Below are 17,114 nucleotides of genomic sequence, written 5' to 3' on the forward strand. Positions count from 1 at the left end.
AAACGCTGGAAGCGGATCAAGGGGTTCAACCAACTGAAGCTGGTCGTGGACAACGTGCAGTTTCAGGATGGAATACCGGTGGAGGATCAATCTGACAGGAGCGCTGCCTGATGGTCATACACCAGATTTGACAATAACTCGCGCCCGAACTGTAGCTGAAAATACCGTCTCTCAAGCTACCGCTGCTGTCCGTTTGATCGGTTGCACCGAGAATTGCGACGGCGCCAGACTGATTAACATCGAACCTCAGCTGGGTGCCAACTTCACCGCTGAACACGGCGCCACTGCCAATGCCCGGCGCCGGATCGCCACTTACCACGATGGGCGTGATCCCGCTGTCCAGGCCATCAACCGTCACTTCACTGGAATCGGTACAGCCCTCACTGTTGCAGGCGGCAACGACATAACGGGCGCCGTTGCGTTCGGTGAGGCTGATATTGTTGGTGTATTCGTTGGCAGTCAGGTCCGAACCTATCTGGGTAAAGCCGCTCACGCCGTCCGGGTCTTCAAACACGCGGTAAAAGTCTGCGTCGGCCACTGCCGGCCAGGTAAAAGTCAGCGTCCAGTCATCGTAGGCGGGCGTAACCACTGGCGCGGCTGGTGCGCCAGAGGCTGTGCCACCACCCCCGCCATCACCGCTGCTGTCCCCGGTATCACCGCTGTCAGCGACATCATCGCCACCGACCTCCTCGCTGGAATCTTCCTCAACCAGGTCATCATCATTTGAATCACTGCTCCGTAAGCAGCCCGCCAGGGCAAAGCACACGGCCAAAACGGTTAACACCCTGAGTATAACATTCAATGTTTTCATTCGACTGCCTCCTTGTTCGTAAAGCCGTTGCTTTACGCTGTCCGTCACTAGGCTATCGGACATGAACCAACGGCAGCAGACCGCACCTGAGGGGACCTTGGCCGGCTTTGACTCCCCCATTTGAGGGGGCTATGTTGAAAGAGCGGCAACCCAAGAGCATCAGGACGATCAAATGAAGTTGGGGTTTATTCTGGAAGATCACGCAGGCGCTCAGGATTGGCTGCGCGACGTGCTCAAGGAAGTTTTTCCGGAGATTTCGGTGACCGTTGCCAACCGGCTCACTGAGGCAAGGGATAAACTGTCTCACCTTCAACAGGCGGATCTTGAGCCGGACATTGCTCTGATTGATCTCAGCCTGCCAGACGGTAATGGCATCGACTTTATCCGCGACCTGCGCGAGGCGGTGCCCGAGTGCCTCTGCATCGTGATAACCATCCACGACGACGACCGCCATGTGTTCCCGGCACTACGGGCGGGCGCCAGGGGATACCTGCTGAAACAGCAATCCCAATCCGAGCTGGCTCGCCGGTTGGCGGGTATTATTGACGATGAGCCGCCACTGTCGCCGTCGGTGGCCAGGCGGGTTCTGGCAACCTTTGCACCGCCGGATACCATCGCACAGCCGGACCTGACCCCGCGTGAGCAGGAAGTACTGGAACTGATTGCCAGAGGCTTCACGCTGGCTCAGGTTGGCCAGGCCCTGGGCATTACCCGCCACACAACCGCCGGTTACGTGAAAACCGTGTATCGCAAGCTGGAGGTGTCCTCCCGGGCGGAAGCCACCCGGGAAGCCATGCGCATGGGTATGATCGACAGCTAGGCTGCCGGCAGCGTCAGCTCCACAACAAAGCCGCCTTCCGCCAACACCCAGCAATCAACACGACCGCCCAGGTCCTCGGCACGAACCTGCATGGTTCTGAGGCCGTGCCCGTCACCCTGGCCATCCAGGGTCTCGCCTTTGCCGTTGTCGGAAACCCGCACGAGAAGATGGTCGCTATCACGACTCCACGTTACCTCTACCCGATCAGCATTGGCGTGTTTGATGATATTGGAAATTGCTTCCCTGAGAATGCGCGCGATATTGGCAGCAGCCCGGGCCGAAAGCTCCTGGTCAGACAGCCTCATGGGATCTGCCTGCCAATCCAGTTCGATACCCGAGTCCGTCAGCCGCTGGCGTATTTCACCCTCACAGCCGTTGGCCACCTCCAACAGACTGGCTGGTGTCCCTGCAGTGGTATCTACCAGCCCATGCAGGTCCCTCAGGGCCGATCGGGCCACCTCGCGCACCGTTCCTGTGTCCGTGGCGTACACGAGGCTCAGCAACCGGGCACCCAGATCGTCATGAAGATCCCGCATGATTCTGCTGCGCTCCTTCTTCGCCCCCGCATCACGGGCCTGCAGCGCCTGCAACGCCTTTCCAGTAAGGTCATACAGCAGGTTCGCCACCCGCATATCCTCCTTGGTAAACAGCCGGGCCCCATTGCTGGCAAATTCCAGGCTCGCCCGCCGGGTATCACCCGGTAGCGCAGGCAGCTCCATCAACACACCGTCTGCCGATACTGCCACCGCGGCCTTTTTATCCGGCGCATCGGGCATCTCCAGACTGAGTGGCTGAAACGTCATGCGCAGCAGATCCGGCCAGGCCCTGCGAACTTCCGCTTCCGTAGAGGCAGAAAAAAGCTTATCCACCAGCTCCCTGAGAGCCTCGTTCAGAGAAATGCTGGAACGCTGCCCGAATCGATCCCAAAGCCATTGCCGCAATGGAAAGTAAAGCCAGCCCGCAATGGCAAGCGAAAGAGTCAGCGCATAGGTGCTGGTCAAACCAACGCCCATGATCAGGATCGCATCCAACACCAGCACCATCAGCCCCCCGGCAAACCAGAGCCAGGTCTTGAACCACCATCGCTCAATATCAAACAGGCGATAGCGCACCAGCCCCGCCGCGATGCCAAGGTACAGAATCAGGTAGGCGCCGAACCCCACCAGCAGCGGCACGAGCGGGGGGTGGCCGAAGGCTGGCGGTATGATCACCAGCCCCATCAGCAAAACACTGCCCAGGAAAATTGCCAATACACACCACTTCAGGGCAGCGCGTTCGAGGGGGCGACCTTTCGAGGCCACCCATTGGGCAGCCGCAAAGCACAAGCCAAGTACATAACCGACGACAATGGGCAGGTAGACCGTCACCTGGGCGCTTTCGCCCACCTGGAGTTCGCTCAGAACCCACATGATCAGCGCGATGCAAATCATCAGTGCCGGAACGGGAAAACGGGCAAGCGGGCGCGGATACACCCAAAACAGGGAGACCAGGGAAGCGTTCACCATGAGCGTGGCCAGGTGGTTAACCGCAGAAACCACCGCAAACACATCGCCACTCAGCACAAACTCCCGATCGCCGTAGATGGCAAGAGTCAGGGTGTTCACCATGGTTGCTACGCCGGAAAGCGCGTAAAGCCGGGTCGCTGCGCTTTTCGGGCGGAAGGCCCAGATGCCAACCGCCACCATCAAAGCAATCAGCCCGTAAAAGGTGTGAATCGAAAAGCCGCCCGAGAGCTGATGCCACGGCGTATCGATGGCCACAGCCGGCACCTGGTCACCGGATGCGAGAACAAACCGTGCCCCGCCTGAGCGCAGCGCCTGATCCAACTCGGTCTGGCGCTTCATAAACAGATTAAGATCGGTGTGGCTTAGCAGGTCTGGTTCTTCCATCACCAGATTGCCATGCAGCGGGATTTGCCGACCATCCGCCGCTTGCAGCCCCACAATTATGCTGCCCACCCGAATAACCCCGGCGTTCGGTGAATCCGGGTGCACCCGATCGACCCGGAGCCCTTCCGGCCCATCATGGGGCGAAAGCTCGAGCCCCAGCCAGGGCGACGACAGCGCGACCTGCGCTGAGATGGCAATGGCCGCCAGGGCCACGACGGCAATCAGCAGAAACCGCTGCCTGGGTGCCATCTGAAATCCTCCACAATCCCTATAGATTGCTTTTCAGATTAGCCACCCAAGGGAGGATTTGCGACACCCTGAATGAGGGGGCCAGTTTTCCCACGTTAACGTCGATCCAGTGAAACAAAACTGATAGTTCCGGTTCTAAAACCGGATAGCACGGCGCAGAATTCCAAAATGCCTGAAATCCTTCGAGGAAATCGATATGAACAGACAGCTGACATTCATCACCCTCGTATTCTTCTTGACCGCCAGCGCCTGGGCCTCTGAGCCTGCCGTCTACACCGGCCTGCTGAGCAATACCGGGGCGGGCGGCTACGACACAGTCAGCTACTTCGAAACGGGAAAACCAGCCAAAGGCTCGCGCGAATACACCACAGAGCAATTGGGCGTAACCTGGCGATTCGCGAGTGCGGAGAACCTGACGCGCTTCGAAGCCAATCCTGAACGCTACTTGCCTGCCTACGGCGGCTACTGCGCCTGGGCGGTCGCCCAAGGCTACCTCGCCAAAGGTGACCCTCAACACTGGGCCATCCGCGATGGCCGGCTGTATCTCAACTACAATGAGTCAGTTCAGGATCGATGGCTGAAGGACACAGAGGGCTTCATTCGACAGGCAGACGCAAACTGGCCAAAGGTTCTGGAATGACGAAAAGAGTTTATCGCGGTTTAATCTCAAACACGCCGGTGGTAGCAGCCCGCCAGCGGTCTGCCCCGCTGCGAATACCGTACTACTCATGAGGCATTTTAAATCAGGACCGGAGTGTCTTATGGAATACGAACACGCTATTGTGAAATTTGAAGGCGACGTTGCCGTTCTGCTCTGCAACGGCTGTGGCATCAAGATCACAGAGGGCACCAAGCTCGAGGACCGTGAGCATTACTGCACCATGTGCATGAGCGGGAACTGCAAAGCGAAATTCAAAAAAGGGAACTGAAACCACCGCGTCAAAGCGGTGCCATCGGCAATGAGTGAAACAACCGACGATAAATCAACATCCGCGCCACCACCCGCAAAGAAGGGCTTCAGTGGCTTACACGTCTTTGGCATTGTCCTGCTCACCATCGTTGCCACGGCAGGCATTGGTTACTGGTGGTTAAGCCACTATGTGTTCCCAGACAACTTCGAACCCGTAACCCTGAATGCCAGTGAACAGGATTCACTCAACAGCAAATTGAACACCCTGGGGATTGACACCCAAGGTGGTGGATCTGCCGGCCCGTTAAAGCCAGAGCCCTACAGTGAGGAAGGTGCCAGCCGGGAGGTACGCTTCAGCGAGCGGGAACTCAATAGCATGCTCGCCAACAACACGGATCTGGCTCAACGCCTCGCCGTCGATCTCTCGGACGATCTTCTGAGCGCGGTGCTTCTCGTACCTTTTGAAAAGGGTTTCCCTGTACTCGGCGGCAGAACGGTGCGGGTAAATGCAGGAGTTGAACTCTCCTTTGCCAACGGTCGCCCGCTGGTTAAGTTAAAGGGAGTGAGCCTGATGGGCGTTCCCATCCCCAACGCCTGGCTGGGCAACCTCAAAAACGTGGATCTGGTCAACGAGTTCGGTGCCAGCCCGGGGTTCTGGCAATCCTTTGCAGCCGGCGTGGACTATATCCAGGTCCAGGATGGGCGGTTGCTCGTTCGGCTCAAAGAGTAGCCTCTGACGTGTTTCGTGGCCAACTCAGAAGCAGATCGTATGCCCTGATTCAATTCTGCGTCATAAGCTCATAGGGCCGCTCCAGCGCACAACGTATATCGCCAATAGAAAACACCCTGGCGAATTCCGCGAATCGCTGCCCGCCAAAGCCTCTTCTGAACAGACCTTCTGCATAACTACATCCTGATGAGCATGACCGGTTTAATCTCCAGCGCCTGCCGCGCAAACTCGGCATCCGGCCAGAACAACAGCCAGCCGAGCACCGCAAGATTGAGAATCACATAAACCCAGAAGACCACCTGAAACGAGGTTTTGCGGGTTTTATGACGAAAGAATTGCTGGCCCACCAGCGCACCCGGCCAGCCACATAGAAGCTCAAAAAGGTGTAGCCGTCCCTCCGGCACGCGCCGGTTACCACTCTCGGCGGCTCCTTTGTCGATCGCGTACATCAAAAAGGTAACCAGGCTCATCACCCCATAAGCCACCGGCAACAGAACCGGCACATAGCCCAAAAGATACAACGTCGACACCGCCCCACCGACTGCAGCAGCAATCAACAGCGCAACCCATACTCCGGGCGCGACCGCTGCGCGGTGCCGTGCGACGCCGGCGTACTGGAAACTGGCCGCTCTTAACCGCCCTTTCTCGTCTTTGGTCTGCGAGTAAACGACCTTACGGCTGGCCGAGGGCCTGCCCTGCCCCTTGTAGGCGCTGATGTGAGCAAACAGACGCTCGCCCCCGTTTTCCGGCGTGATAAAACCGAAGCCCTTGGCATCGTTCCATGAGGTGAGAAACCCCTTTTGATTCACTTATTTCTTCCCTGAATAGTTAGTTTTGTGCCTGACACAAAAAGCCCGCAGCACTGGAACAGACTCCAGAGCGGACTTTCCGTGATACTTCACGAGATTTTACTCCGGTTACCCCCTCAGTTCATAGCAAGCTCACCAACGCTAAGCTTGCCACTACAACCAGGAAAATTTCCGGCCATTACATGGATGTTTTATCCCCTTCGGACATTCCATCCTTTTTCATGGCGTCTTTTTCCATACCCTCTTTTTTCATGTCCTCATCCATCATGCTTTCGGTCTTCATCCCGTCATGCATGGTGTCCATGGTGTCGGACTTCATGGAGTCTTTGGCCATGCCGTCTTCTTTCATGTCGTCCTGCATCATGGTGTCGTCCATTCCCTTGTTGCCCTTGTCCATGTCGTCCGCATGGGCCGGGGCCATCAGGGCCAGGGTGGTACCGAGGGCCAAAAGCGTCGCTGTCAGGCTTTTCATTGTGCATTCTCCTTATTGGAAATAGTGTCTATTCGACACTGCCGCCCCCATACCTGAAGACCAGCAGCATCAGAATGCAGACTAAGCAGGAACGCTTACGCGGCCGTCACGGCTGGGTAAAAAGTCGATCAAGGAAAGGTCACAAAACCGTCACGGGGGAGCGGACGGATTTCGTATCTCCCTATATCGCCGTCTCCATAAGCATGCTAAAAGACTCCTCCCGGCAATAGCCCGGGCATTCTCCCCATCAGGATCTCAGCATGTCAGACAAATTTTTCTTCAAAGGCCGGCAGGACGCACGCCAGCACCACACCACTTACGGCGGCTTTCAGACCAACGCCAGCCAGAAGAGTGGCAGCAAGAAATACCCGCTTACGCTGGTGGTGACCAGTGACGCGCGCAAGCAGGAAGTCGAAGCGCAAGTGGCCAAGGCAAAGCTGTACGCGAACATTTCGGTGGATACCCGCGAGGGCGCCGTTGAGTCCATTACCGAGCTCACTGCTATCCTGACCAAAGGCGGGACGGTTACCACGGTAAAATCGCCTTCACGTAACGATATCTGCAACTGCGGTAGCGGGCTCAAATTCAAGAAGTGCTGCGGCTGATAACCGGCGGAGACGGGGGAAATGGCTATGATTGTTTGCGGCGTTGAGCTTACCGGCAGTGATGCAGTGGTGTGTTTTCTGAATATGGACCGGGGGCAGTTCAATTTGCCGGAATGCAAGGTGCGCAAACTGTCACTGCCAAAAAACCATAGCCGTGAAGACCTGAAGCAGTTCCAGGCGGCCTTTGCGGCATTAATGGCCGAGTACGGCGTGACTCACGTCGCGATCAAAGAGCGAATGCCCAAAGGCAAATTTGCCGGTGGTGCTGTCAGCTTCAAAATGGAAGCCGCCATTCAACTGATCACCGATATCGAATTGACGGTGACACTGCTGCCCTCCGCCCTCATCAAGTCCACCCTGGCAGCCAATCCGTTGCCCATTGCGTTTGCAGAGACGGGGTTGAAGGCCTTCCAGGAAGCGGCCTTCGTTTGCGCCTATGTAGGGCAGCTACAGAGCCAATGACTTCCCGGCTATCGGAAGCTCGAACGCGGGTCACTCAGCGTCCCTGGAGCGGTGAGCCGGTGCGACAACTATCTATCGCTCAATCATTTCAACAATCTCATGGGACGACTGCGCCATCGGCTCAAAATGCGCCTGCTCGCCCGCGGTGAGCACGGAGACATGGCGAACCTGATAGATCGCATAGGTGGCGAGCAAGCCCAGAACAACCGCCATGTAAACAGGCATGCCCTGAGGGCCCACCAGATTCATAATCAAACCCACGAGCAGAGGCGCCAGGGCAGCGCCCGCTCCGTGCAGTACCAGCATGTCCGTGGAACCGGCCGATCGGGATCTGCAGCAGCGCACCGACCACAATGGTGAGGCTCATCAACAGCCCCACCTCCGACAACCCGAATCCGAGCTTGCTCGCGTACAAAGGCGCCATTGCCCAGAAAGCGCCCATGGCCAGGCCGGAGAGCGCCGAGGTAGCAACGGCCAGCGGCGCAAAGCCGATGATTTTCTTCAGACTGCTCTTAGCCCGTTCGGGAATGTGGGGTTGGCTGCGACTGCTGATGGTGATGGGCAGCAGCGCCCAGCAACTGAGGATGGCCGACACCGAAAACAGCACCAACAGCTCGCCCGGGCTCAGCCTGAGCAGTTGCTGAGCAAGGGCAATTCCCCCAAGGTTGACCACCATATACATGGCGAAGACCCGCCCGCGCTCGTGCTTCTCAGCGCGGGCGTTTAGCCAGCTCTCCGTCACCGTCATCAGGGTGACCAGGGACAATCCGTAAAGAAAGCGAAGCGCCATCCATGCCCAGGGATCAACCCACAGGGAGTGCAGCAGCGCGATGGACGCGCACACCGCCGCGCAGAAGGCAAAGGTACGGATATGGCCCATGCGGCGGATCAAACGGCCACTGATAAAGATGCCGCAGGCGAACCCCACGAAAAAACCAGACATGATGACGCCGATCCGCGCCGTGGAAAAACCCTGCTCATTGGCCGTGACCGCCAGCAGCGTATTCAACAAGCCACTGCCGAGCTGTAATAGCGCGACACTCGCGAGAATTGCACCAATAGGGCGCATTAAAGTCCAGATACACACCTCCCTGCCCTGAAATGAAAGGGCTTGTTTGCCTCAGACAGCAAGCACTTGGGGTGTGTTGTTCAGTTTTTGTATCGCCCTGATCGCCGTGCCACTGCTTACTGGCCTGCAATCGCTGCGCCATAGGTGACGCTGTTAAATCCGATTCCGGTATGAAAGCTGCAACGCATTCCTTATCTGAGCAAAAGTTTCGATAGGAGCAGACTATGTTACTGGCCACCGATCTCGATGGTACTTTTCTCGCGGGTGATCCCGATAACCGCCTCAAGCTCTACCGACTGGTTGCCGCCCACCCCGAAATAGACCTGGTATTCGTGACCGGTCGCGGCCTGGAATCCGTGCTGCCGCTGCTGTCCGACCCCACCATTCCGCAGCCGGACTACATCATCTGTGACGTCGGCTGCACCGTGGTTCACGGCGAGACCCAGCAGGCCATCCAACCGCTGCAAGGCGAGATCGACGAGCTCTGGCCGGGCGAACAGATGATCGAAGACGCCCTGCTCCCCTTTGACGGCCTGCAGCGACAGGAAGTCCCCCAGGAACGCCGCGTGTCCTATTTCTGCGACGGCGATGTGGTCACTGACGAGATGGTCGCCCGCATCGAGGCGCTGTCCTGCAATGCGCTCTTCTCCAACCACAAGTACCTGGACATCCTGCCCCGGGGCGTGAACAAGGGGCGTACCCTGTCACGACTGGTGAAACACCTGAACGTCGACCCGGAATCCGTGCTGGTGGCCGGCGACACCCTGAATGACCTGTCGATGTACGAGCACGGCTTCAAAGGCGTGTGCGTGGGCGAATCTGAGCCCGACCTGCTGGACGCTACCATGCACAAGGCAAGGGTTCTTCACGCCGGGGCAGCCGGCTGCGGCGGTATCCTTGAGGCGTTCGAACACTTCGGGTATCTCGGCCATCTGGGCATTGAAGCGGAAGCGCCGGACTACATGAACCGGGGCAAATCCGACCTGGTAATCGTGTACCACCGCCTGCCCTACGAAGAAGTGGTGGAAAACGGCGAACTGATCCGCCGTCGCCCAAAATCCCCCAATGGCATCATCCCCACGCTGCTGAGCTTCTTTGCCGACGGCAAAGCCGGCTCCTGGGTGGCCTGGTCCATTGACGACCCGGACCTGGGCCCGTTCCAGACCCACACCGAAGTGGATACCGACCGCTACGAAAAACTGGTGGCCGCGCGGGTGCCCCTAAGCAAAGACGACGTCGAGATTTTCTACAAGCGGTTCTCCAAGGAAGCCTTCTGGCCAACCCTGCACACCTTCTGGGAGCGCGCCACCTTCCACGATGATCACTGGCAGGTGTTCCTCAAGGTCAACAAGCAGTTTGCGGAGCGCGCGGCCGAGGAAGCCGCCGAGAACGCGGTGGTGTGGATTCACGATTACAATCTATGGATGGTGCCGGCCTATCTGCGCGAGATTCGCCCGGACCTCACCATTGCCTTTTTCCATCACACCTATTTCCCCTCAGCAGACGTGTTCAACGTGCTGCCCTGGCGCCGTGAAATCGTTGGCAGCCTGTTGCAGTGCGATCACATCGGCTTCCACATTCCCAGGCAGGCGGAAAACTTTGTCGATGTGGCTCGCGGTGTCACGCCCCTGGAAGTCACTCAGAAAGCCGGCTGTGCGCCCCGGTTCCTGACCTACGGCTGTGCCGTGGGCCTTGATGAGATGAGCACCGAAATCAAGGTCAATGATCGCAAGATCGGCCTGGGCGCCCACCCGGTGGGGCTGGACCTGAACCGGGTGCGACATGCCCTGGCGGACCAGAGCGTGATTGACCGCATGGAAACCCTGCGTAACGAACTGATGGACGTTCGGCTGATTCTGTCGGTCGAGCGCCTCGACTTCACCAAAGGCATCATCGAAAAACTGGATGCCTACGAACGCATGCTCAACGAGCACCCGGAGCTGAAAACCAAAGTTACCCTGATGATGGTCTGCGTGCCGGCGGCCGCCGGGATGACCATCTACGAGGAACTGCTTTCGCAGATCGAGCAGACGGTCGGTCGCATCAACGGCCAGTTCGCACAGGTGGGCTGGACGCCCGTGCAATTCTTCTTCCGCGCCCTGCCGTTCGAGGAACTGGTGTCTTACTACACCATGGCGGACGTGATGTGGATTACACCGCTGCGAGACGGGCTGAACCTGGTGGCCAAGGAATACATTGCCACCCAGGGCCTGACCCAGGGCAGTGGCAGGCTGGTGCTCTCGGAATTCGCCGGCGCCGCCGCCGAACTGCGCGGTGCCATCCTGGCCAATCCCCATCACCCCCAGGACCTTGCCGACACCTGCTACTACGCCCTGGCCATGAGCCGCAGCGAAGCACAGAATCGGCTCAGCGAGGCCTTTGAAGTGGTCAGCCGTTACGACATCGATTACTGGGGGCGGGAATTCATCGACACCGCCGAACAGCGCCGCACCACCAAACTGGAAAAGATTCTGCCCATTGGTCATTGCGCCGCCTGAACGGAGGAAACCACACCATGTTGCTCAAAAATGCGGTGCAGCTGATCTGTTACCCGGACCGGATCGGCAACAATCTGAAAGACCTTTACACCGTGGTGGACACGCATCTGTCCGAGGCCATCGGCGGGCTGCACATCCTGCCGTTTTTTCCCTCCAACGCCGATGGCGGCTTCTCGCCGCTGACCCACAAGGAAGTGGACCCGAAGGTGGGCACCTGGGACGACATCGAAGCCTTTACGGCAAAGTACGATCTGTGCGTGGATCTGACGGTTAATCATATCTCGGACGAATCGCCGGAGTTCACCGACTTCATTGCCAACGGCTTCGACTCGGAATACGCCGATCTGTTTGTGCACGTGGACAAATTCGGCGAGATCTCACCGGACGACATGGCGAAGATTCACATCCGCAAGGAGAAAGAACCCTTCCGGGAAGTGACCTTGTCCGACGGCACCAAAACCCGAGTATGGTGTACCTTCACCGAGCAGCAGATCGACCTGAATTACGAATCCGACCTGGCCTATCAGCTGATGGAAAGCTACATCGGATTTCTGACATCAAAAGGGGTTAATCTGCTGCGGCTGGACGCCTTCGGATACACCACCAAACGGATCGGCACCAGCTGCTTTCTGGTGGAACCGGAGGTGTATCAGATCCTCGACTGGGTCAACCAGGTTGCCTTGAAACACGGGGCGGAATGCCTGCCGGAAGTACACGACCACACCAGCTACCAATACGCCATCAGCCGGCGCAACATGCACCCCTACGGCTTTGCCCTGCCGCCGCTGCTGCTGTATTCACTGCTGGACGCCAACAGTGTGTATCTGAAGAACTGGCTGCGCATGTGCCCGCGCAACATGGTCACCGTGCTGGATACCCATGACGGCATCTGCATTCCCGATGTGGAAGGCGTTTTGCCGGATGAGAAAATCAAAGTACTGATCGACAACATCGACGCCCGCAGCGCGGACCCCATCATGCGGCGCTCAGCGGCCAACATTCACAGCGTGGGTGCCATCTATCAGCTCACCTGCACCTTTTATGACGCGCTGATGCAAAACGACGACGCCTATATCGCCGCCCGGGCCATCCAGTTTTTCACCCCGGGCATCCCACAGGTTTACTACGTGGGGCTGCTGGCCGGCTGTAACGATCACGAACTGATGGAACAAAGTGGCGAGTTGCGAGACATCAATCGGCATTACTACAGCCTGGAAGAGGTGGAGCAGGACATCCAGAAACCGGTGGTGCAAAGACTGCTGAACCTGATGAAATTCCGCAGCAACTACCCGGCCTTTGATGGGCACTTCGAACTGAACTATTCCAACAACTCAAGCGTGGCCATGGCCTGGCGCCATGGCGACTATTACTGCCACCTGTTTGTAGACCTGAACTTCAAAACCGTGAAGGTCACTTATACCGATGTGGAAACGGGGGAAACCCGACACCTGGAGTGCTGACCGAGGCGCTGGATGCGCATCGGGCTCACCTGATCATACCCCTGGCCTGCCTTCGCATCAGCGCAACACAAAAACCAGCAGGATCAGGACCAGGGTTATATTCAGTCCCCAGATAACCAAAGAAAGCCGCCGCCGCTGAGTCAGCCGCTGGATTGGATTAGTCATAGCTGAACCGCTCCGAGAGAATCCGGTGAGCGGGTGTGCCCCGCTGGATAAGATGATCCTCAACAACATCCATCATGACCGCCGGGCCGCACATCACAAACACCCAGTCACGGAACTCCAGCTCTGAAAAGACGCGATCCATCAGCTCGCCATCAATGGAAATGGAGAAAGGGTGTTCCTTCATCGAGAAAGGGCTTTGCCCCACATTCAGCCAGGCGAATTGCCCGGCCCGGTAATCCAGACCACGGTGACCGTTGGGGGTCACGGTCACTTCCCATTGCTTTGGCGTCAACCGGACCACGGACGTCACGCGCCAGGGGCGAGCCTTCTGCAGCCAGGGAACCACCAGGTACACCATCAGCAGCGACCCAATCGCCACACCCGTCATGGCCAACTACACCCAGGTCATCACCGGCTGCGATCCGTAACGCCCGGCATACACGGTATGGTGCAACAGAAGTACCGCGATCAGCAGCGCGCCAATCCCGTGTAACAGGCGCCATGTCTCGTATCGGTAGCCCAGCTGGGTGCGCCCGATGGCCATGACAACAAGGCCGGTAAGCAGCAGCCAGGCAACAATGCCTGTCGCCAGATCGGAGAAATCAGTCGTGAGCGTCAACTGGCGCGTGGGGGCCCATGGGCGCTGCCCTCCTGTCGGCGTTCCCTGGTAAAGAAACGGGTGCAGCAGAGCAAAAGCGAGCGCCGTGCGAGCCATGACCTGGTGAAACCGCATGGTCACATCCATGCCCACGTCATTTGAAATGGCCCGGAAACGCCCGGACAGGATGAACTCCACGAGGATCATCGAGAAGGCAAGAATGCCAAAGCCGGAGGCCAGTTCCTGGTGGAACTGGCGTGGTGGACCTCCCACCCATGCGGACAGGAGCAACGGCAGGGTGACAGCGGCAAGGTAAGCAACGATCAGAAAAAGCGGTTTCATCTGGCTAGTTTGCTTCCCTTCCTTTGGTCATTCAATCTACCCAACTTCAAAGCCTGCCAGAAACCCTCACCCCGATGGGGTCACGTGGCATGGAGTGGAATGTCAATCTCAGTCGACGTAAGGCCCTTCCAGTATAGCCCTTGAACACGGAGATAGAGCCTGGTGCTTCAATCAGAGCGCATCTCTCGCATGCGCATTGGCATGCGGTCGATACGGCGGAAAATAGCGTCGAGATCGAGACTGGGCTCTCGGCTTTTCATACCGCCGTCCTTGCCGATCAACAGAACCCTCTCATCCGAACGGAACTGGTCAAGCAGAGCCTTGATCTCGCTCTCTAGACTGCTCGAAACCCCATCCTGATTTGAAACCAGGTCTGCGCCGGTGTTTACAAACCAGACGATATCACGGTCATCTACTTCGGCCCGGGCACTCCTGAGCGTGTCAATCTCGCCGGCATTCTCATCTGTGGCTTGCACCAGAATCAGTCGGTTTTTCCACTGATAGTCGCTCAGGCTGTTCATGCCGGCCCCTTGAGTAGTCAGTGTGATGAGTAAAAGCATCAACGTCAGAATGGTGCGATTTTTGTTGACGGCTAAGTTGAAGCTCATTTGCTTGCTCCCGTTATCGTTCTCCCTGTAGAGCTACGAGAGTTTGTGCTCAGTTGATCAGGCGAACTGCCTGAGTGGATCGTGAAACCAGTGGCGATTACCAGATAAGCGGCTGCAAAGACTTCGACAAATCAAAGCCCAACTGCTGGGCGACCAGTGCGCCGGGCCAGTGACAACACAGCTCGAACAGGTGCAGCGTGTTTTCCGCGATGCGCTGACCGCCCCGCTTTGCTGACCGCTTATCAAAATACCCAAATCGGGTATTTTTGTACCCAATTTGGGCTTCGAATGCTTCGACTGGATTTTATTGGCTCAATGAGGTGAGCAGCCCTGGATTCGATGCAAGAGTTTGACGATACGTTCTTCAATCGCCCGTTAGCCTGAGAACGGCCTCCTCGATCTCTTCTGCAATTTTGAGAACACTCTGAACCAAGGCAGGGCTCAGGTCGATCTCCCCTTCATATTCCGCCAGATTTCTCTTTTTATGGGCTTGATCAAGCACCCGCCATTTCGCCGCCGACAACCCCAGGGTGTGTTGTAAACATTGAAAGACGAGATAGCGATTGTCCGACCGATAACCGCAATGCCGTAAAGCGGCGAGTGACAGCGCATGTGCAGCGTTATACGAGAGATCAAAACGGCTTTCGATGCTAAGCGATTCAAAACGTGCATCGTTCAAACGAACGGTCCCAGAGCGTATCAATCCTTTGATTTCTTCTGCATCGGGAGGCTCCCGATGGAGCTTATTAATCTTGACCAGATTGTCGAGAGATTCCGAATTCATCCAAATTCCCTTTAAGTAGGATGTAAGGCCCATCCAGGACCCTGGTAAGGAAAGATTGCTTTTTCACAATACGGCTTCTGAAGTCGCTTCGAGTATACACCGTAGGATTAATTGTCCGAGCGAGCGAACGTTCTGCCGGATCAAGGGTCTCGAAAATATCTTCCAGACTCACAGTGTCGGATACTAGCAAGAGATCAACATCGCTTCCCGCGTGATCAACACCCTTCGCCACCGAGCCGTAAAGCAACGCGATATCAATCTCAGGGTACAGAGGTTGCAACGCAGCATCGATCTGAGATTCTGGGCCGAGCAATTTCGTCACCAGAGAGGCGAGCTCAAAGTAAATCGGGGATTCTCGATTTACTCTGTAGCGCTTTTGCCGGCCTCGATGATCTTGAAAAACGAGTCCGCAATCGACCAGCCGCGCTACCTCTCGTTGCACTGCACCAGACCCTGCGCCAACCGCATCAATTACCTCACGTAGAGCAAATTCGGCATCGGGCCTCAAGAAAAAAAGCTTTAAAACCTTTTGCCGGGTCGCGGGGAAAAGCGCTTCCGCCATTCCCATTTGCTTCGAAAGCTGTTGATTTCCCATACAAACCCCGAAATACCCAATTAAGGTACAATTATACCCAAAATGGGTCGGAAAGCACCTCTCTAAAACTGTGGCTGAAGAAACCACAGAAAACCTCTGCGACATTGGCGCCGAGGACTGCATCGTTGGCATCGCCGGGTTCATCTTCGGCTCGAAAGAGCCCGAAAGGAAAAGCCGATTCCATGGCCTCAAAAACCGTATCAATATCCTTTTCAAGCACCCGCTCGACGTGAATGTGGAACATACCTACTCCTCAAAAACGCCCTGTCTTGAACGCTACGCTTACGCCTTGTCAAAAGAATGGGGGATGTTTTTCAGAAGCTCGGCGTTTGTGGGGTACTTCTCAAGCAGCTCCACCAACTTTTTTGTGCCCTCTAGCGGTTTGAGACCGCCAAGCGCCCGGCGCAATGCTCTTATTTTGTCTAAATCTTTTGGATCCAACAGCAGCTCTTCACGGCGTGTACTGCTTTTCGAAATATCCAGCGCGGGAAAAATTCGCTGATTCGCAACGTCTCTCGATAACACCAGCTCCATGTTCCCCGTGCCCTTGAATTCCTCAAAGATAACCTGGTCCATGCGGCTGCCCGTATCCACCAGAACGGTTGCCAGAATGGTCAGCGAGCCGCCATTCTCAATGTTTCGTGCAGCGCCAAACAACCTCCGCGGGATCTCCATCGCTCGAGCATCCATCCCGCCAGACATAGTACGACCGCTGCTCTTTCGCTCCGCATTATGCACACGCGAAAGCCTCGTGAGAGAATCAATCACAATCATAACGTTGTGACCCTCGCCCGCTTGTTGGCGAGCGATATCAAGAAGTTCATCGGCAACGCGAACGTGATGAGCATAGCTTTCATCCGAAGAAGAAGCGTGTACCTCAGCCGGGACGCTACGCCTGAAATCAGTGACCTCCTCGGGTCGCTCATCTATCAATAACGCGTAGAGTTTAATCTCGGGATACGCCTTTCCCACCGCCTGGCAAATATGTTTTAAAACCGTCGATTTTCCAGACCCCGGCGGCGCAACGATCAAACCTCGCTGCCCCATGCCAATCGGCGTGATCAAATCCATCGCGCGCACCGTGAGCTGTTCGGAACCGAGTTATTGTCAAATCTGGTGTATGACCATCAGGCAGCGCTCCTGTCAGATTGATCCTCCACCGGTATTCCATCCTGAAACTGCACGTTGTCCACGACCAGCTTCAGTTGGTTGAACCCCTTGATCCGCTTCCAGCGTTT

General features: G+C 56.8%; 21 protein-coding genes. 8 read left to right on the top strand and 13 right to left on the bottom strand.

All coding sequences use genetic code 11. The features are described from left to right. Positions 1–25: 25 nt before the first annotated feature. Positions 26–811, bottom strand: a complete 786-nt coding sequence (locus AC13E3_RS01360) for a hypothetical protein (protein WP_482901637.1) — start codon at positions 809–811, stop codon at positions 26–28. Positions 812–983: 172 nt separating this feature from the next. Here AC13E3_RS01360 and AC13E3_RS01365 point away from each other — a divergent pair, with 172 nt between their 5' ends. Then, positions 984–1,631: a response regulator gene (locus AC13E3_RS01365; protein WP_008172487.1), complete on the top strand. Its 648-nt coding sequence runs from the start codon at positions 984–986 to the stop codon at positions 1,629–1,631. Here AC13E3_RS01365 and AC13E3_RS01370 read toward each other — a convergent pair. Continuing rightward, a complete protein-coding gene (locus AC13E3_RS01370) occupies positions 1,628–3,769 on the bottom strand; it encodes a sensor histidine kinase (RefSeq protein WP_405416972.1) in 2,142 nt (713 codons plus the stop codon). The genes AC13E3_RS01365 and AC13E3_RS01370 overlap by 4 nt on opposite strands. Before the next feature lie 196 nt (positions 3,770–3,965). Between AC13E3_RS01370 and AC13E3_RS01375 the strand changes: the two genes are divergently transcribed. The 3 genes from AC13E3_RS01375 (at position 3,966) to AC13E3_RS01385 (ending at position 5,409) form a co-directional block, all read left to right on the top strand. Beyond that, complete coding sequence (locus AC13E3_RS01375; RefSeq protein ID WP_405416974.1) at positions 3,966–4,409, top strand: YHS domain-containing (seleno)protein; 444 nt, start codon at positions 3,966–3,968, stop codon at positions 4,407–4,409. Between the two features lie 121 nt (positions 4,410–4,530). Next, positions 4,531–4,698 carry a hypothetical protein gene (locus AC13E3_RS01380; RefSeq protein ID WP_273017554.1) on the top strand — a complete coding sequence of 56 codons (168 nt, stop codon included), beginning with the start codon at positions 4,531–4,533 and terminating at the stop codon, positions 4,696–4,698. Positions 4,699–4,728: 30 nt separating this feature from the next. Then, the gene (locus tag AC13E3_RS01385) at positions 4,729–5,409 is read left to right on the top strand and encodes a flagellar basal body-associated FliL family protein (protein WP_008172492.1); all 681 of its coding nucleotides are present in this window, start codon (positions 4,729–4,731) and stop codon (positions 5,407–5,409) included. Positions 5,410–5,585: 176 nt separating this feature from the next. Here the strand turns inward: AC13E3_RS01385 and AC13E3_RS01390 are convergent, their stop codons facing one another. Beyond that, the gene (locus AC13E3_RS01390; protein WP_008172495.1) at positions 5,586–6,218 is read right to left on the bottom strand and encodes a DUF1294 domain-containing protein; all 633 of its coding nucleotides are present in this window, start codon (positions 6,216–6,218) and stop codon (positions 5,586–5,588) included. 178 nt (positions 6,219–6,396) lie between these two features. Next, positions 6,397–6,690, bottom strand: a complete 294-nt coding sequence (locus AC13E3_RS01395) for a hypothetical protein (protein WP_008172497.1) — start codon at positions 6,688–6,690, stop codon at positions 6,397–6,399. 260 nt (positions 6,691–6,950) lie between these two features. Here AC13E3_RS01395 and AC13E3_RS01400 point away from each other — a divergent pair, with 260 nt between their 5' ends. Further along, the gene (locus tag AC13E3_RS01400; protein WP_104270645.1) at positions 6,951–7,295 is read left to right on the top strand and encodes a PBPRA1643 family SWIM/SEC-C metal-binding motif protein; all 345 of its coding nucleotides are present in this window, start codon (positions 6,951–6,953) and stop codon (positions 7,293–7,295) included. 27 nt (positions 7,296–7,322) lie between these two features. Further along, positions 7,323–7,757: a DUF3010 family protein gene (locus AC13E3_RS01405; protein WP_482901636.1), complete on the top strand. Its 435-nt coding sequence runs from the start codon at positions 7,323–7,325 to the stop codon at positions 7,755–7,757. Between the two features lie 121 nt (positions 7,758–7,878). Here AC13E3_RS01405 and AC13E3_RS01410 read toward each other — a convergent pair whose 3' ends face one another. After that, positions 7,879–8,826, bottom strand: coding sequence for an MFS transporter (locus AC13E3_RS01410; RefSeq protein ID WP_482901634.1), 948 nt, complete (start codon positions 8,824–8,826; stop codon positions 7,879–7,881). A gap of 224 nt (positions 8,827–9,050) precedes the next feature. Between AC13E3_RS01410 and ggpS the strand changes: the two genes are divergently transcribed. Beyond that, positions 9,051–11,324, top strand: a complete 2,274-nt coding sequence (gene ggpS / locus AC13E3_RS01415; RefSeq protein ID WP_405416980.1) for a glucosylglycerol-phosphate synthase — start codon at positions 9,051–9,053, stop codon at positions 11,322–11,324. A gap of 17 nt (positions 11,325–11,341) precedes the next feature. After that, on the top strand, positions 11,342–12,784 hold the full coding sequence (gene gtfA / locus AC13E3_RS01420) for a sucrose phosphorylase (protein ID WP_008172506.1): 1,443 nt from the start codon (positions 11,342–11,344) through the stop codon (positions 12,782–12,784). A 157-nt stretch (positions 12,785–12,941) separates the two neighbouring features. On the opposite strand, the gene AC13E3_RS01425 is transcribed toward gtfA, so the two are convergent. From AC13E3_RS01425 to rho, 8 genes are all read right to left on the bottom strand, one after another. Continuing rightward, positions 12,942–13,337, bottom strand: coding sequence for a ferredoxin reductase domain-containing protein (locus tag AC13E3_RS01425; protein WP_008172508.1), 396 nt, complete (start codon positions 13,335–13,337; stop codon positions 12,942–12,944). A 6-nt stretch (positions 13,338–13,343) separates the two neighbouring features. After that, positions 13,344–13,889: a ferric reductase-like transmembrane domain-containing protein gene (locus AC13E3_RS01430; protein ID WP_008172509.1), complete on the bottom strand. Its 546-nt coding sequence runs from the start codon at positions 13,887–13,889 to the stop codon at positions 13,344–13,346. A 167-nt stretch (positions 13,890–14,056) separates the two neighbouring features. Continuing rightward, complete coding sequence (locus AC13E3_RS01435; protein WP_273069023.1) at positions 14,057–14,497, bottom strand: DUF4174 domain-containing protein; 441 nt, start codon at positions 14,495–14,497, stop codon at positions 14,057–14,059. A gap of 97 nt (positions 14,498–14,594) precedes the next feature. Next, positions 14,595–14,774, bottom strand: coding sequence for a DUF1294 domain-containing protein (locus tag AC13E3_RS01440; RefSeq protein ID WP_081467527.1), 180 nt, complete (start codon positions 14,772–14,774; stop codon positions 14,595–14,597). An 87-nt stretch (positions 14,775–14,861) separates the two neighbouring features. Next, a complete protein-coding gene (locus AC13E3_RS01445; RefSeq protein WP_008172514.1) occupies positions 14,862–15,281 on the bottom strand; it encodes a hypothetical protein in 420 nt (139 codons plus the stop codon). Then, complete coding sequence (locus tag AC13E3_RS01450; RefSeq protein WP_273069025.1) at positions 15,244–15,876, bottom strand: nucleotidyltransferase domain-containing protein; 633 nt, start codon at positions 15,874–15,876, stop codon at positions 15,244–15,246. The genes AC13E3_RS01445 and AC13E3_RS01450 overlap by 38 nt, the downstream gene beginning before the upstream one ends. Positions 15,877–15,907: 31 nt before the next feature. Next, positions 15,908–16,120, bottom strand: coding sequence for a hypothetical protein (locus tag AC13E3_RS01455; RefSeq protein ID WP_092034368.1), 213 nt, complete (start codon positions 16,118–16,120; stop codon positions 15,908–15,910). A 38-nt stretch (positions 16,121–16,158) separates the two neighbouring features. Beyond that, positions 16,159–16,956: a transcription termination factor Rho gene (rho, locus tag AC13E3_RS01460; RefSeq protein WP_482901635.1), complete on the bottom strand. Its 798-nt coding sequence runs from the start codon at positions 16,954–16,956 to the stop codon at positions 16,159–16,161. Positions 16,957–17,114 lie beyond the last annotated feature (158 nt).

This window comes from Marinobacter sp. L-80, from assembly GCF_056859395.1.